Raw genomic sequence first — 15,016 nt, 5'->3', positions numbered from 1 at the left:
ACCAGAAGCCGGCAACCACCAAACCCCGTTACCCCACAACCACAACCAGCGCTGTCAACCCCACTGACCAGCACCAACAGGATGAAAAATCCCCATTGGGGCGCACTAAGGTCGGGGAATGGAGCACGAAGAACTCAGGCAGCGCTTCGCGACGCTGACCACCGCCCACCTCGCGGACGCGTGCGTCCGCGCCGGGCTCGCGGTGCGCTGCGCGCCGGCGGGAACACGCGCCGTGGTGCCGGGCAGCCGCCTGCTCGGACCGGCCGTCCCGGCCCGGCACGTCGGCAGCGTCGACGTCTTCCTGGAGGCGTTCGAGGACGCCACCCCCGGCGGGGTGCTGGTGGTCGACAACGGCGGCCGCCACGACGAAAGCTGCGTCGGGGACCTGATGGTGCTCGAGGCGCGCGCCGCCGGGCTGTCCGGGGTGGTGATCTGGGGCCTGCACCGCGACACCGCCGACGTCCGGGCCATCGGCCTGCCGGTGTTCAGTCTCGGCTCCCTCCCGACCGGCCCGCTCAGCCTGGGGCCGCGGGTCGACGGCGGCCTGGCCGAAGCGGTCGTCGGCACCTGGCGGATCGGGCCGTCGGACCTGGTGCTGGGCGACGACGACGGCGTCCTCTTCGTCCCGCTGGCCCGCGCCGGCGAGCTGTTCGCGCTCGCCGAGTCGATCCGCGACACCGAACGCCGCCAGGCCGACCGGATCCGGGCCGGCGAGCCGCTGCGCGAGCAGGTCCGCTTCGGCGACTTCCTCGCCGCTCGCGAAGCGGACCCCGGCCTGACCTTCCGCGCGCACCTGCGCGCCGTCGGCGGCGCGGTCGAGGAGTGACCGGCCGCGTGTGAGCCGCGCCGGAAACGGGTATCCCGTCGCTGGGGCGGCGCGGGAGGCGGGCAATGAACACCCTCATCGACTTCGGCAAGGACACCGAGTACCACTTCGCCCGGGGGTTGCGTGCCTACCTCGCCCGGGTCGCCCGCGCCGTCGGTGTCGGGTTCGAGTCGTGTTCGCTCGACCTCGAGGTGCCCAGCTCCGGGTACGTCGCCCTCGACCGGACGCTGCCCGGCCTGCCGGGCCACGACCTGGCCCTCATCTGGGACGAGGTGCACGGCTGGTCGGCGGTCGTCGAGCCGGCGGTCGGTGGCGCGGCGAAGGTGCTCGCCTACCTCGGCGGCACCGAAATCCTGCCGGTGCCGCGCGCGGTGGCGCGGTTCCTCGAGGTGCTGCGGGTCGCCGGGCCACCGGCGGGCTCGTTCCGGCCGCCGGTCTTCCGGCCGCCGGTCTTCCGGACGGCGGGCCACCACGAGGACCTCGTCGACCGGCTGCCGGTCACCGGGCGCGAAGGCCTGCTGCGGCCGAGTTCCGCGGCCTGGTGACCGGAGATGGCACCGAAGGAACGAAGCGTGCCGGACATCTAAGATGGGCGGTCAGCGATCCGTCCAGCGAGGGAACACCGTGAGCAGCGCCGATGCACCCAGTCCTGTCCGCGTCCTCCTCGTCGAGGACCACGACATGGTCGCCGAGGCGCTGCAGCAGGCCCTCGACCGCGCCGACGGGATCACCGTGGTCGGCCGCGCCCGGTCGCGGGCGGAGGCCGTCGCCGACGCGCGCGAGCACGCCCCCGACGTCGTCGTGCTGGACCGGCGCCTCGCCGACGGCGACGCGCTCACCGTCATCCCGGAGCTCGGCGCGGAGGGCGCGCGGGTGCTGGTGCTGACCGGCGACGCGACACCGTCGGTCGCCGCGCAGGTCGCCAAGGCGGGCGGGGCGGGGCTCCTGCTCAAGTCGTCGCAGCTCGGCGTGCTGGAGACCGCCGTGCGGGACGTGGCCGCCGGCGCCGTCGTCTTCGACGCGGAGCTGCTGCCCGGAGTCTTCGACCGGCTCACCGGCCGGGTGCCCGGTGGCGGCGCGGCGCTGACCGCGCGCGAGCGCGAAACCCTCGATCTGCTCGCGGAGGGCGCCACCACCGACGAGATCGGCCGGCGGCTGGGCGTCTCCCGCAACACCACGCGCAACCACGTGCAACGGGTGCTCGAGAAGCTCGGGGCGCGGTCGAAGCTTGAAGCCGTCGCCGTGGCCCGCCGGGAGGGCCTCATCGCCTGATGCACCTGCATCAGCCGCGTGGTGGCGGTTTGCATCTCGCGCCGCCGGGCGCCGTCGAGCACGCTTGACGTCGTGGAGATCTCAGCCCCGCTCAGCGCGGAGTGCGCCCTGACCGACCTGGCGGGCGGACTCGCCCTCGTGCGCCGGTTCACCCGGCTCACCCTGACGGCGTGGGCCAGCGGCGTCGAAGTCGAGGACGCGCTGCTCATCGTCACCGAGCTCGCGACGAACGCCCTGCGGCACGGCGGCGGCCACCCGGTCCTGCGGTTGAGCGTGGGCAACGCGCACGTCCGCATCGAGGTGCTGGACGACGATCCGGTTCCGCCCGTGCGACGGCCCGTGGGCGCCGACGGCGGCTGGGGCCTCGCCCTCGTCGAGCGCCTGTCGTTGGCGTGGGGGGTCGGACGCGAAGGCCGCGGAAAGGTGGTCTGGTGCGCCCTGCCCGCCGGCGCCGCCGAACTCGCCGGCTGAACTCCGCGTGCCTGGCGGGCGTCCATCCGGCAGAGTCTGCCGCATGGACGATGCGCGTCGGCTGGGCGACGACCGGTACCGCCTGCTGGTGCAGAGCGTGCAGGATTACGGGATTTTCATGCTGGATCCGGGTGGGCACATTTTGAGCTGGAACGCCGGTGCGGAGCGGATCAAGGGGTATTCGGCGGAGGAGATCGTCGGGCAGCATTTCTCGGTGTTCTATCCGCCGGAGGACGTCGCGGCGGGGAAGCCTGCGCGGGAGCTGGAAGTCGCGATCGAGCAGGGGCGGTTGGAGGACGAGGGGTGGCGGGTGCGCAAGGACGGCACCCGGTTCTGGGCGAATGTGGTGATCACGGCGTTGTTCGACGAGCGGCGGAAGCTGCAGGGGTTCGGGAAGGTCACCCGGGACATGACCGAGCGCCGCAACGCCGAGCTGGCGCTGCGGGAGAGTGAAGAGCGGTTCCGCCTGCTGGTGCAGAGCGTGCAGGATTACGGGATTTTCATGCTGGATCCGGGTGGGCACATTTCGAGCTGGAACACGGGTGCGGAGCGGATCAAGGGGTATTCGGCGGAGGAGATCATCGGGCAGCATTTCTCGGTGTTCTATCCGCCGGAGGACGTCGCGGCGGGGAAGCCTGCGCGGGAGCTGGAAGTCGCGATCGAGCAGGGGCGGTTGGAGGACGAGGGGTGGCGGGTGCGCAAGGACGGCACCCGGTTCTGGGCGAATGTGGTGATCACGGCGTTGTTCGACGAGCGGCGGAAGCTGCAGGGGTTCGGGAAGGTCACCCGGGACATGACCGAGCGCCGCAACGCCGAGCAGGCCCTGCGCGAACGCCGGCGGCTGGTCGGTCATCTCGTGGACGCCCAGGAGGTGGAACGGCGGCGGATCGCCTGGGACGTCCACGACGAGTCGATCCAGTCCATGGTGGCGGTCGGCATGCGCCTGCAGCTGCTCGCCTCCCGCCTGCCGGAACCGCACGCGAGCGCCGTCGGCGGGCTCGACGAGTCGGTGCGGGCCGCCATCGCCCGGCTGCGGGGCCTGGTGTCCCGGCTGCGGCCGCCGGAGCTCGACCGGCACGGCCTGGTCGAGGCGGTGGCCGGCTACGTCGACGAGGTCGCCGGCCGCTGGGGGCTGGCGCACTCGGTGCGCGACGACCTCACCGCCGAGCCGTCACCGGAAGCGGCGATCACCGTGTACCGGATCTGCCAGGAAGCGCTCAGCAACGTCCACCGGCACGCGCGGGCCACCCGGGTCGACCTCACGCTGGCGACCGTGGACAACGGAACGCTCGTGCGGATCACCGACGACGGCGTCGGCACGGCCGGGGGCGACGCCGGCAACGGGCACTTCGGGCTGATCGAGATGCACGAGCGGGCCGAGGCGGCGCACGGCTGGCTTTCGGTGACCAGCACGCCCGGCGAGGGCACGGTCGTCGAATTCTGGCTGCCCATCCTGCCCGACGTGTCGGGATTCGAGCCATGAGCGAACTGCGGGTGCTGATCTCCGACGACGACGTGATGATCCGCGACGTCCTCAAGGATGTCCTGGACGCCGAGTCCGACATCGCCGTGGTCGCGGTCGCCGCCGACGTCGACGAGGCGATCCGGCTCGCCGAGCACCACCGGCCCACGGTCGCCGTCCTCGACGTCCGGATGCCGGGCGGCGGCGGAGCCCGTGCGGCGCGCGAAATCGCCCGGCGCAGTCCGGGCACCGCCATCCTGGCTTTCTCCGCCTACGCCGACCGCGCCTCGATCGCCGGGCTCGCCGCGGCCGGAGTCACCGAATACCTGGTGAAGGGCGCGCCGAACACGGCGATCGTCGAGGCGGTCCGGCGGCTGGGCCGTCAGCCGCCTTCGTGAGCGGTCACCGGACCGGCCGGGCGTTCGCGACGCCGTCGAAGTCCATCGGCAGCAACGCGAAGAGCCGCCGCACCGCGCGCGACTTCCCGGCGTCCACCCTGAGGTGGGCCCCGGCGGCGTCGGCGAGGAGCTGAGCCCGCAGCAGCGAGTTCAGCCCGGCGACGGAGAAGAACGTGACCCCGGAGAGGTCGATGACGACCTCGTCGACCTGGCTGCGGATGCGGGACTGCAGGACCTCGTCCAGCCGGCGGGCGGTGCCGAGGTCGACCTCGCCGGTCGCCTCGACGACGACGGTGTGCAGGCCGGGGCGGAGCACACGCAGCGACATGTGGCCGCCGGCGTTCATCCAGTCGGTGGTGGTGGCGAACTCATGTTCGGCAGAGCGCGGTTCAGGAACCATCACGGCACCCTTTCGTCAGACGGCTTCGTCGGGTGGGGCGGACCGGACGTGCGGGACGGGGCGCCGGTGAAGGCAGCCTGCCGGCCCGGGCGCGGAACGTCCGGCAGCGGCTGACGGCTCAACCGTGAGTCACCAGCATAGTGCATATGCACTAGATGGACCACCGTGGCGTAATTCGGTGGACAGTTCCGCCCGTGGCCCGGTGTGATCGGGGACAGCCGACGTGGAGGGTGTCTTGGCCGCGGGTGATCTGTCTTCCGACGAAGTGACCATCACGGTGCCGGCGACCCGGCGTGCGACCTGATCGCGGCGTGGTCGGTGCTGTCCGCGGAGGGCCGCCGGGTTTTCCGCGAGGCACTGGAGATCGACGACGCGACGTGGACGCGAGGGCGCGGCTGGGGGTTGACGGCGGTGTTGCCCACGCGGGCGGAGCTGACCGATCCGGACCCGGCCCGGGTGGCGCGGGCGCGGCGGCGGCTCGACGACCTGGTGGCGGATCTGCGGCTGTCGGCTGTGTGAGCCGGGGGTTCGGGGACGGGCCGTCCGGCGAGTGATTTACGTTGCGCGTCAAGTGAAATAGCTGCTCAGTGGGCCTGAGCAGCCCCCGATTTCCACGCTACCGTGGGGTGCCGACAAGAAGTGCCGAAGGAGGAAGCGGGGGAGGACGCATGGCCACGACGGTCGTCAACCTGAAAGGGCACCGGGGCGACCCGGACTACGCCGATGTCGTCTACGTCGGGCGGGCCATGCACCGGGGTGGCTGGCACCTCGCAGGGTCCGAGCTCGCCAGCCCCTTCAAGCCCGGGCCGGACGGCACCCGCGAAGAGGTCGTCGCCAAGTACCGCGAACACCTCCTCTCTCGGCCGGACCTGCTCGCGCTCCTTCCCGGGCTTCGTGGCCGCCGGCTCGGGTGCTGGTGTGTTCCCGAACCGTGCCACGCCCAGGTCATCGCCGAACTCGCGGATCACGGGCCGTAACGACGTACACCCCTCCGAATACTGTGCTGTTCGTTACTAATCCGACCACAGTCACGGCCGGATGGCTTTCGTGGCAATGGCACGTACCGCTCGATGGCCGGCCTACTTTTGGCCGGATTAGTAACCTGGCGACACGAGGGGGTGATCGACGGTGTCCGCGCGTCGACGTGGCGGCTTCGACCAGGCCGAGCTGCCGGAGGTCCACCGGATCAGGTGGTGGCTGGCCGCGGTGACGGCCGGGCTCGTCACGGCCGGCTTCGCCGTCGTGCCCTACCTGCCGTTCTTCCAGAACTGGACCTTCGTCCGCGATCCGAAGGTCGCCATCGTCATCACCTGGACCTTCCTGCAGACCTCCGTCGTGATCATCTCCGCCGTCCTCACGCTGTACTTCGTCGGCAAGGCGCGCCTCGAAGCCGCCGCCTTCCGGGCCAACCAGATCGACATCCGGCTGTTCGTCGACGAACGGCCCGAAGGCAGCCACGACCGCGAGATCGACTCCGCCGTCGAGCTGACCGCCACCTTCAAGCGGTTCCTCAACGACTCCCGCCTCTACACCCCCACCCCGGTGCCAGGCGCGGGCAGCTCCTACGACTTCATCCAGATCGTCGAGCACGCCGGCGACTCCGCCGACGGCTGGTGGAAGGCCGCCACCAAGCTGATCCGGCTCGCCCAGCCGCCCGCCGCGTTCACCGTCACCGGCACCGTCCGGCCCGGCAACACCCCCGGCCGCCACCAGCTCATCCTGGAACTCGTCCGCGTCCCGCGGTTCGCCGCCAGCCCGCTCGTGATCGAGGACGAGAACTGGCCGCGCGTGCTGCACCGCGCCGCCAACGCCGTTGCCGCGCTGGTCATCCCGCGCAGCGCCTACGTCCGCACCAACATCCACTGGGCCGCCTGGCGTGACGCGAAGATCCCGTACGAGCTCTTCGACGCCTACCAGCGCGCCAACCACTTCATCACCTACCGCCGCTACGACGAAGCCCTCGCCGAGTACTACCGGGCGGTCAGCCTCGATCCCTCGAACGTCTACATCAGACTCGAGATCGCCGCCCTGCAGGAACAGCTCGACCTGCACCTCGACGCGCTCGCCACCTACGACGACGTGATCACCGTCTGCAGCAGGGGGCATCCCACCCTCGCCCGCTGGTGGATCGGCCCGGACTTCGCGCGCCAGCCACGTGACGCGGGCCGCGCCCGCGACGTCGCCCTGCTGATCGCCCGCTACCGCCACGCGCTCGTCCTCGGCCACGGTGACTCCATCGCCGGCTCCTGGTGGGTGCGGCGCACCACCGCGGGCGCGCCCGGCGACGCGCGGGCGCTGCGCCGCGCGGAACTGCGCGCCGCGCTGGAATTGCGCTTCCGCCGGTACGTCGACCTCGACATCCGGACGGGGCCGGAGCCGGTCCCGCGGGAGCGACGGCTCGAGCTGCACCGGCGCGTGCTGCGCGCGCCGGCCGAGGAACTCGTCGTCCACCGGGCGACCCCGGCGCAGCTGGCCGAGTACCACCAGCGCGCCGCCGAGATGCGGTCGTACTTCTGCGCGCTGTCCCAGTACGAGATCGAACGGCTCATCGAGGACTACGCCCGGTTCGGCAGGCGCTGGCGCCGCAGCTGGCAGCAGCTGACGAATCGCGCGCTCGCCCTGTCCCTGGTCTGGGCGGTGCTGCGGCGGGCGATGGCGGACGTCGAGCCGGGCACCGGCGCGGTCCCCGTGCCCCGGCCCGCCTATCCCGCCAGCCGCGTGCGGCTCGCCGACGTCTGCCCGGACCGGCACTGGCCGCCGGACCCGCGGGCGCTCGACGACACCGTCGAAGCCGCCGGACCCCGCAAGTCCTGGGAGGAGTGCTACAACGCGGCGAGCGTCTACGCCGTCGCGATGCTCGAAGTCGGCCCGCGCGGTGAACGCGACCTGCGCGACCACGCCCGCAACCCCCGCCTCGACGGCGAAGCGCGTGACGAAGTGGCCCGCCGCGCGGTCCGCGAGCTCTACCAAGCCGCGACGATCAGCCACAGCGGGCGGCTGCCGGAGCGCCGCTCGTGGGTGATGGGGGAGGACCCCGACCTCGCCGCGCTGCGCGGCCACGAGCTGTTCCGGGTCTTCGAGATGGTCACCTTCTCGCCGGACCGCGCCGCGCCGCTGCGGCCGCAACGCGCCCAGGTCTGGGAACAGGTCAGCTACGTCCGGCGGCTCGTCGGCGAGATCGCCGGCTGCCGCGCGCACTTCTGGCGGGTCCGGGCCCTGGATCCCGGACCGGCCCCGGACGGCCGGACGCTCGACCGCTGGCGCGCGGGCGACCGCGACGCCTGGCGGAAACTGACCTCGCTGGCCACCGGGAAACAGGACTGGTACACCCGCTACCAGGCGATCTGCGCGTTCCGCGAGTGGGCGGCCGACTCGGGCTACCCGGGCGCCATCGCCGGGTTCCCGCTCTACTGCGAGGACCGGCTGCACGCCCAGCTGCGCGGCGCGGCCGGCCCCCGCGTGAAGACCGGCCTCGACGCGAACATCGTCGTCCGCGAGTACGTGCGGCTGTGCGACCAGCGGCTCGACCACCTGGTCGCCGACATCGCCGAGCACGAGCACACCCTGGTCGCGGAGGACGACTTCGCCGCGCGCGCCGAACGGTGGGCCGCGCTCTGCTCGTGGTTCGACGACGACATCGCCGACGGCTCCTCCGCCGGCGAGCGGCGCGAACGGTTCCGCAAGCTCGCCCGGCCCTAGGACCGCCGCGTGTAGCGGTGCTTCACCCCGGCGGGGAAGTACTCCGGATCGCCCGCCGGGCGCAGGACGACGTCGGGCAGCTGCCGCTCCGCCGGGACGTAGTGCGCGAACTCGCTGTTGAGCCGCAGCAGCTGGTCACGCACGGCGGCCGCGATCCGCCCGGCGTCGGCGGTCGCGCCCGGCGCCGTTTCGACGGTGATCCGCAGCCGCCGGTCCCGGTCGGCGTCCTCCTTCGCCTCGATGACGAACTTGCCGGTCACGGTGTCGCTGATGCCGGGCTGTTCCAGGCCGACGGTCACGTTCTCCGGGTAGACGTTGGCACCGAAGAACGACACGGTGAACAGCGAACGGCCGAACACGTACACGAACGGCAGCTCCGGGCCGGGTGGCGGCGTGAAGCCGTGCCGGGCGCAGAAGGCGAGCAGCTCGGCGTGCGGCAGGATCCCGCCGTCGTCGGCGATGTGGTAGCGGACCAGCGGGATGCCGCCGTCCGCGGTGAAGACGAGGGTGCCCTCGTGCTCCTCGAAGAAGCGGCTCGCCGGGTCGTACTGCACCAGCGTCGGGAGCCGCGCGTCGCCGAAGACCTCCCGCGCCAGTTCCGGGCGGTCGGCGAAGAACCGGCGGATGCCCACCGACACCGGGGTTTCGGTGCCGAGCACACCCGCGTCCGCCGTGCCGTACAGCGACGCGATGTCGCGGACCGGGTCGGCCACCCCGGCCCGCCGCGCGACCAGGTCCCGCCACTGCTCGCTGAACACCTCGCCCGCCAGCACCAGCTTGATCGCGTACGCGGGCCAGTCGACGCCCTCGGCCAGGCCGGTGTCGACGACGTCCTTGACGAACGGCGGGTAGCCCAGCAGCACCACCTGCTCGAAGTGCGGCGCGAGTTCCGGCAGCACGCGCAGGATCTCCGCCTTGTTGTTGCCCGGCGCCACCACGGTGATCGGGCAGCCCTTGGCCGCCAGGTGGCGCACGCACGCCGTCGTGAACAGGCCGCCCACCCAGGTGCCGAGCGGGAAGCAGACCACGGCGAGGGTGCTGCGCCGGTCGGCGTGAAAGGCGTCGACCAGCACCTGTTCGAACCGCCGCGCGACGTGCAGCTCGTCCTCGAGCGCGCGCGGCCAGATGGCCGGGCGGCCGCTCGAACCGGACGAGACCGCGATCATGTCGCAGCCGGCGAACGTGCCGCCGCGGCACAGCTCCGGCAACGGGTACTTCCGGTGGTAGCCGGCCTTGCCGACGAGCGGCAGTTCCCGGAAGCTCGCCATCGTCGTGACGGCTTCCGGCGTGATTCCGTGCTCCCGCAGGAACTTCCGGTACGCGGGCACGGTTTCCGCGGTGCGGTGGAAGAGGTCGAGGACGTGATCTTCGGACGGCGGTTCCGGGGCTGCGAAGAAGGTGTCGAACGCCTGCCGCACGCGGGTCTGCCGACCGTGGTCCATGATCGCAGCATAGCCGCCGGGCAGCCCTGCTCCGGCGCGCCGGAGGTGCCATGATGGGCGCGTGAGCACCTCCGCGGAGCAGCAGCCCGCCGGCGCGCCGTTGACCCTCTACCTGGTCAAACGGCTCGAGCTGGTGGTCAGGGCGCTGCTCGACGACGCGCTGCGGCCGGTCGGGCTCACCACGCTGCAGTACACCGCGCTGACCGTCCTCGAAGCCAGCGGCGCGCTCTCGTCGGCGCAGCTGGCCCGCCGTTCGTTCCTGCGCCCGCAGACCATGCACGAAATGGTGCTGGCGCTGGAAAAGCGCGGGCTGATCGCGCGGACGCCGAAGTCGGGCAACAAACGCGTGCTCCTGGCCGGCCTCACCGATGCCGGGCGCGCGCTGCTCGCCGACTGCGCGCCCGCGATCGCGGAGGTGGAGCACGCGTTGCTCGCCGACCTGAGCCCCGGCCAGCGCGCGACGTTCCGCGAAGGCCTGCAGCACGGCGTCACCGCGCTTGGAGCGCTTTCCGAGCACCGGCGCTCGCAGGAAGCCTGAGCTTCGCCGACGTACCATCATCCCGCCAACCGGCCGATCGCACTCCACCGACTGGAGCGGTCGCTCAGGCTTACTGAGACGAAAGCACTAGGCCGGACGAGTGGAAGCGGCGAGCGGCCCGTAGCAAGGGTGTGGGGGCAGGCGTTGAGGGGTACGTCCCAGTCCTGCTCTCGCATCTGGAGGTTCGCCGAGGTGACCCGGGCTCCCGACGTGGCCGTCGCGTCCGTCGCCGCGCGGCGGCTGCTGATGCTGGCCGGAGCCGTGGCGGGCCTCTGGCTGGTCTCGTGGCTGACGTCGCCCGACGCCGGCGCGGAGACGCCCGACGTGCCACCGGTGCTCCACGGCGTGGTGGCGAGCCTTCCGGATCCGTTCGGCGCGGTGACCGGGCGGCCGGTCCCCGCGAAGGATGCGGTGTCGCGAGGGGAAGCAACCCGGCCCGCTGCGGCTGACGTGGTTGCGCGCGTGGCTTCGCGGGGTGTGGAGCGGGCGGGCGCGCGAACTTCGGCGCCGGTTGGCGCCGGTTTGGTGGCGCCGGTGCTGGGGCCGGTCGCGCAGACGGTTCGTTCTGCTGCTTCGGTGGTCGGGCCGGTGTCGGCCACGGCGCAGGCGGTTGTCCCGCCGGTGGCCAAAGTCGTCGAGCCGGTGGTGCGCGCTGCCGCGCCCGTGGCCGAGCCGGCCGGTCGGATCGTGGCTTCTGCCGCTTCCGTGGCCGAACCCGTCTCGCGCACCGTCCGGACCGCTGTCTCGCCCCTCGCCAAGGCCGTTACCGAGGTGGTGGCACCCGTCGTGACCCGGCCGGTGGCCGGCCTTCTTGCGCCGGTCGCCGGTGCCGTGGCCGGGATCGTCAAGCCCGTCGGAGAGCTGCTTCGGCCGGTGACCGGGAACCTCCTGTGCCCGGTCGTCGACGAGGTCGTCCGGCCCATCGTCGCCCCGGTGACCGGGGTCGTCGGGCCGCCCGTTCTCGACCCCGTCACCGGGTCGGTGCTCCCGCCCTCCACCGAAGCGGGAATCCTGCTGCTGTCGCGGAAGTCCGTGCCCGCGGTGACTCCGGCTCGGGCGGCGCCCGCGCCCGCCGAAGCGGCCCGGGCGACCCTGCCGGACCCGGCGGCCCGGGCCGAGATCGCTTCGGCGGCCGCCGAAGCGACATCGTCGGCCCTGATGGTGCGGCAGCCGGTGCCCCAAGTCGCGCCGCGACCCGCCGATGCGCCCAGGCACCCTTCCGTGCCGCGGCTCCCGGCTCCGGGCGACTTCGCCTGTGAGGCCGGCACCGGCTCCACCGTCCCGCCCGCCTTCCTGACTCTCGAACACGGACCCCGCGCCGCCTGGGCGTTCCTGCGGTCCGCCGGAGACTTCGTGCCGCTGTGGCGGCCGTGCGAACCGGGCACCGGCCCGGGCTAGTCCCGTCTCGATCTTCCGTCCGTCGTGCGCACCGCGGCGTGTTCCGCGCTGCCCGCGACCGCAGAACTCGAACGGCAACCACGCGTGGAAGTAGGGACGAAATGGAAGCGAACGTGTTCGACCTCGGGAAGGTGCGAAGAGACGCGGTGGTCACCGTCCGCCTGGACGCCATGGCCAACGTCAGGCTCCTGACGAAGGTCAACTTCGAGGCCTACCGGCGGCGGCAGTACTACCGCATGCACGGCGGGGTGGCCATCGCCCCGATGTTCAAGATCCACATCCCGGCCAACGCCCACTGGTTCCTGGTGCTCGACGTCGAGGGGCTGGAAAACCTGCCCCTGCGCCCCCGGGTGAGCGTCGAACCCGAGCCGGCCGTCCTGGCCCGAGGACGGGCCGGCCGCCGGTGAACCCGGCCTCCGGCGGCCTCGGATCCCGCGGTCGGGGCCGCCGGAGGGCCGAGGCCGGGACGCGGCCGCCGGGTCGACCGGCAGCGATGCGGACCTTCCCCCCGACTTCGCCGCGGCGCCCGGCAACGGCGCGCAGGTGACCCAGGGGGACCACAGTGTGACGACTGGTACACCGGACCACCTGTGGCGGTTCGGCTGACACCGTTTGCGACACTGGCGCGGTGTGCGCCGACCTCAGCCGGATCCGCCGGTTCCTCGACGAGCGGGACCCGCCGACCCCGTGCCTGGTCGTCGACACCGACGTCGTCGCGGCCCGGGCGCGCGAGATCCGCTCGGCGTTCCCCGGCGCGCTGATCCGGTACGCGGTCAAGGCCAACCCCGCGCCGCCGGTGCTCGACGCGCTGGTGGCGGCCGGGATCGGCTTCGACGTCGCCGGCCCCGCCGAGCTCGCGCTGTGCCTCGAGCGCGGCGCCGATCCGGCGGACCTCGCCTACGGCAACCCGATCAAGAAACCCCGTGACGTCGCGGCCGCGTTCGAGCGCGGCGTCCGGGAGTTCACTTCGGACGCCGCGGACGACGTCGACCACCTGGGCCGGTACGCCCCGGGCTCGGCCGTGTCGATCCGCGTCGTGCTCGACGCGCCGGACTCGGTGACGCCGTTCGGCCGGAAGTTCGGCTGCGAGCTGCCCGAGGCGCTCGACCTCGTGCTGCGCGCGGCCGCGCTGGGGCTGCGCCCCGGCGTCGCGTTCCACGTGGGCTCGCAGCAGCCGGATGTCACCGCCTGGGAGATCGGGATCGCCACGGCGGCGAAGCTGTTCGCCGAAGCCGCGGCGCAGGGCGTCACGATGACGCGGCTCAACCTCGGTGGCGGCTTCGCGACCACCCACCGCACCGCTGTCCCGCCGTTGACCGCGTATGCGGCGACGATCGCGTCGGCGCTCGACACGTCCTTCCCGGCCGGGCGGCCGGAGCTGCTGCTGGAGCCGGGCCGGGTGCTCGTCGCGGACGCCGGCCTGCTGCGGACCGAGGTCGTGCTGGTCGCCCACCGGGGCGGGCGACGCTGGGTGTACCTGGACATCGGCCGCTACAACGGGCTCGCCGAGGCCGAGAACGAGGCGATCGCCTACCGCTTCGAGCCGGTCGGCGCCGTCGGCGGGCCCGGCGGCCCGGTGGTGCTGGCCGGCCCGACCTGCGACGGCGACGACGTCCTCTACCAGCGCACGCCGTACGAGCTGCCGCTTTCGCTGCGGACCGGCGACCGCCTCGACCTGCCGGGGACCGGGGCCTACACCGCGAGCTACGCGTCGGTGGGCTTCAACGGGATCGAGCCGCTGCGCACCCACTGCGTCGGGAGGTGGGGCGATGTCTGACGTCGGCCGGTTCACCGGACGGCACGTCTTCGCCGAGCTGCACGGGGTCGACCCGGGTCTGCTCGACGACGCCACCCGGCTGGGGGAACTGCTCCGGGCGGCGGTGACGGAGGCGGGCGCGACGGTCGTCGACGTCGTGGCGAAGCGGTTCGCGCCGCAGGGGGCCACGGTGATCGCGCTGCTGGCCGAGTCGCACGCGTCCGTGCACACCTACCCCGAGCACGGGTCGCTGTTCGCCGACGTGTTCACCTGCGGCGACCGGGCCGATCCCGAGCACGCGCTGCGGGTGCTGGCCAAGTCGCTGGACGCCGCTTCGGTCCACCTGTCCGTCCTGCACCGGGGAGAAGTTTGATGCCTCTTGTCCACGAGCCGGTCGGCGCCGGCCTCACCCGCGTCTGGGAGGTCGGTGACGTGCGGTTCCAGGCCCGCACGCGGTACCAGGACGTGCTGATCGGGCAGACCGCGCAAGGGGTTTCGCTGTTCTGCGACGGCGAACGCCAGAGCACCGAGGCGAGCCAGCTCGTGTACCACGAAGCCCTGATGGTGCCCGCGCTGCTGCTGGCCGAGCGGGTGCGGCGGGTGCTCGTGATCGGGTCGAGCGAAGGGGTCGCGTGCGAGCTGGCGCTCGCCGCGGGCGCCTCGCTCGTCGACCACGTGGACATCGACGAGCAGGCCGTCCGGGCGTGCGCCGAGCACCTGCCCTACGGCTACACCCCGGCGGACCTGGCGCGGGCCGAGCGAGGGGACGGGCCGATCCGGGTGTCCTACGAGGACGGCTGGGCGTTCCTGGCCGCGGCCGAAGCCCGCGGCGAGACCTACGACGTGGTCGTGATCGACCTGCCGGACGAGAACGCCGATCCGGACGCGCAGCACAATCGCTTGTACGGCACGGACTTCCTCGGCCGCTGCGCGCGGCTGCTCGCGCCGGGCGGGGTGGTCACCGGCCAGGCGGGCTGCCCGACGCTGTGGCGGAACGAGACGCTGCGCGCGTCGTGGCGGCGGTTCCGCGAGGTCTTCGGCACGGTGCTGTACTTCGGCTCCGACGAGCACGAGTGGGCGTTCCTCGCCGGCCGCGTGGACCACGTCGAGCAGCCGGGCGCGCTGGTGGCGCGGCGGTTCGCGGAGCGGGGGAGCCGCGCGGCGACGCTGGACGCCGACGCGCTGCTCGCGGGCGCGACCCCGCCGTATTCGCTTCGGCGCGATACTGGTCCGTACCAGTTCTGACCCTGCGATTCTTCGAATATTTCGCCCGGCGCCACTTGAAATGGCGGGAAATGGATTTCCCGCACTGCCGGTGGTCGTGTTACTCCGTTCAGTGGCCATCGAAATGGTT

17 protein-coding genes are annotated in these 15,016 nt (G+C 72.6%); 15 read left to right on the top strand and 2 right to left on the bottom strand.

What is annotated here, in order from left to right:
- Positions 1-118: 118 nt before the first annotated feature.
- The 6 genes from AB0M82_RS36670 to AB0M82_RS36645 all read left to right on the top strand — a co-directional run bounded on the left by AB0M82_RS36670 (position 119) and on the right by AB0M82_RS36645 (position 4,429).
- Positions 119-826: an RraA family protein gene (locus tag AB0M82_RS36670; protein WP_364732158.1), complete on the top strand. Its 708-nt coding sequence runs from the start codon at positions 119-121 to the stop codon at positions 824-826.
- Between the two features lie 65 nt (positions 827-891).
- Positions 892-1,371 carry a DUF6292 family protein gene (locus tag AB0M82_RS36665; protein ID WP_364732155.1) on the top strand — a complete coding sequence of 160 codons (480 nt, stop codon included), beginning with the start codon at positions 892-894 and terminating at the stop codon, positions 1,369-1,371.
- A 79-nt stretch (positions 1,372-1,450) separates the two neighbouring features.
- Complete coding sequence (locus AB0M82_RS36660; protein WP_364732152.1) at positions 1,451-2,098, top strand: response regulator transcription factor; 648 nt, start codon at positions 1,451-1,453, stop codon at positions 2,096-2,098.
- A gap of 72 nt (positions 2,099-2,170) precedes the next feature.
- On the top strand, positions 2,171-2,569 hold the full coding sequence (locus AB0M82_RS36655; protein WP_364732149.1) for an ATP-binding protein: 399 nt from the start codon (positions 2,171-2,173) through the stop codon (positions 2,567-2,569).
- A gap of 43 nt (positions 2,570-2,612) precedes the next feature.
- Entirely contained in the window at positions 2,613-4,052 is a 1,440-nt protein-coding gene (locus AB0M82_RS36650) for a PAS domain S-box protein (protein ID WP_364732146.1), read from the top strand.
- Positions 4,049-4,429, top strand: a complete 381-nt coding sequence (locus AB0M82_RS36645) for a response regulator transcription factor (RefSeq protein ID WP_364732143.1) — start codon at positions 4,049-4,051, stop codon at positions 4,427-4,429. Before AB0M82_RS36650 ends, AB0M82_RS36645 begins: the two co-directional genes overlap by 4 nt.
- Before the next feature lie 4 nt (positions 4,430-4,433).
- Here AB0M82_RS36645 and AB0M82_RS36640 read toward each other — a convergent pair whose 3' ends face one another.
- Positions 4,434-4,829 (bottom strand): STAS domain-containing protein, encoded by a 396-nt coding sequence (locus AB0M82_RS36640; protein ID WP_364732141.1) that lies wholly within the window; start codon positions 4,827-4,829, stop codon positions 4,434-4,436.
- 318 nt (positions 4,830-5,147) lie between these two features.
- On the opposite strand from AB0M82_RS36640, the gene AB0M82_RS36635 reads away from it, so the two are divergent.
- From AB0M82_RS36635 to AB0M82_RS36625, 3 genes are all read left to right on the top strand, one after another.
- Positions 5,148-5,348 (top strand): hypothetical protein, encoded by a 201-nt coding sequence (locus AB0M82_RS36635; RefSeq protein ID WP_364732138.1) that lies wholly within the window; start codon positions 5,148-5,150, stop codon positions 5,346-5,348.
- A gap of 149 nt (positions 5,349-5,497) precedes the next feature.
- Positions 5,498-5,806 (top strand): DUF4326 domain-containing protein, encoded by a 309-nt coding sequence (locus tag AB0M82_RS36630; RefSeq protein ID WP_364732135.1) that lies wholly within the window; start codon positions 5,498-5,500, stop codon positions 5,804-5,806.
- Positions 5,807-5,957: 151 nt separating this feature from the next.
- A complete protein-coding gene (locus AB0M82_RS36625; protein WP_364732133.1) occupies positions 5,958-8,528 on the top strand; it encodes a hypothetical protein in 2,571 nt (856 codons plus the stop codon).
- Here AB0M82_RS36625 and AB0M82_RS36620 read toward each other — a convergent pair.
- Positions 8,525-9,970, bottom strand: coding sequence for a phenylacetate--CoA ligase family protein (locus AB0M82_RS36620; RefSeq protein ID WP_364732130.1), 1,446 nt, complete (start codon positions 9,968-9,970; stop codon positions 8,525-8,527). The two genes, AB0M82_RS36625 and AB0M82_RS36620, sit on opposite strands and share 4 nt — an antisense overlap.
- 61 nt (positions 9,971-10,031) lie before the next feature.
- On the opposite strand from AB0M82_RS36620, the gene AB0M82_RS36615 reads away from it, so the two are divergent.
- The 6 genes from AB0M82_RS36615 to AB0M82_RS36590 all read left to right on the top strand — a co-directional run bounded on the left by AB0M82_RS36615 (position 10,032) and on the right by AB0M82_RS36590 (position 14,907).
- Entirely contained in the window at positions 10,032-10,508 is a 477-nt protein-coding gene (locus AB0M82_RS36615) for a MarR family transcriptional regulator (RefSeq protein ID WP_364732127.1), read from the top strand.
- 192 nt (positions 10,509-10,700) lie between these two features.
- The gene (locus AB0M82_RS36610) at positions 10,701-11,906 is read left to right on the top strand and encodes a hypothetical protein (protein WP_364732124.1); all 1,206 of its coding nucleotides are present in this window, start codon (positions 10,701-10,703) and stop codon (positions 11,904-11,906) included.
- Positions 11,907-12,007: 101 nt separating this feature from the next.
- Positions 12,008-12,313: a DUF1883 domain-containing protein gene (locus AB0M82_RS36605; protein ID WP_364732122.1), complete on the top strand. Its 306-nt coding sequence runs from the start codon at positions 12,008-12,010 to the stop codon at positions 12,311-12,313.
- Between the two features lie 221 nt (positions 12,314-12,534).
- A complete protein-coding gene (locus AB0M82_RS36600) occupies positions 12,535-13,683 on the top strand; it encodes a type III PLP-dependent enzyme (protein ID WP_364732119.1) in 1,149 nt (382 codons plus the stop codon).
- On the top strand, positions 13,676-14,035 hold the full coding sequence (speD, locus tag AB0M82_RS36595) for an adenosylmethionine decarboxylase (RefSeq protein WP_364732117.1): 360 nt from the start codon (positions 13,676-13,678) through the stop codon (positions 14,033-14,035). The genes AB0M82_RS36600 and speD overlap by 8 nt, the downstream gene beginning before the upstream one ends.
- A complete protein-coding gene (locus AB0M82_RS36590) occupies positions 14,035-14,907 on the top strand; it encodes a spermidine synthase (protein WP_364732115.1) in 873 nt (290 codons plus the stop codon). Before speD ends, AB0M82_RS36590 begins: the two co-directional genes overlap by 1 nt.
- Positions 14,908-15,016 lie beyond the last annotated feature (109 nt).

The organism is Amycolatopsis sp. NPDC051128 (assembly GCF_040682715.1).
GTDB lineage: Bacteria > Actinomycetota > Actinomycetes > Mycobacteriales > Pseudonocardiaceae > Amycolatopsis.
The sequence above is the reverse complement of the archived record's forward strand: the minus strand, read 5'-3'. Positions and strand labels throughout refer to the sequence as shown.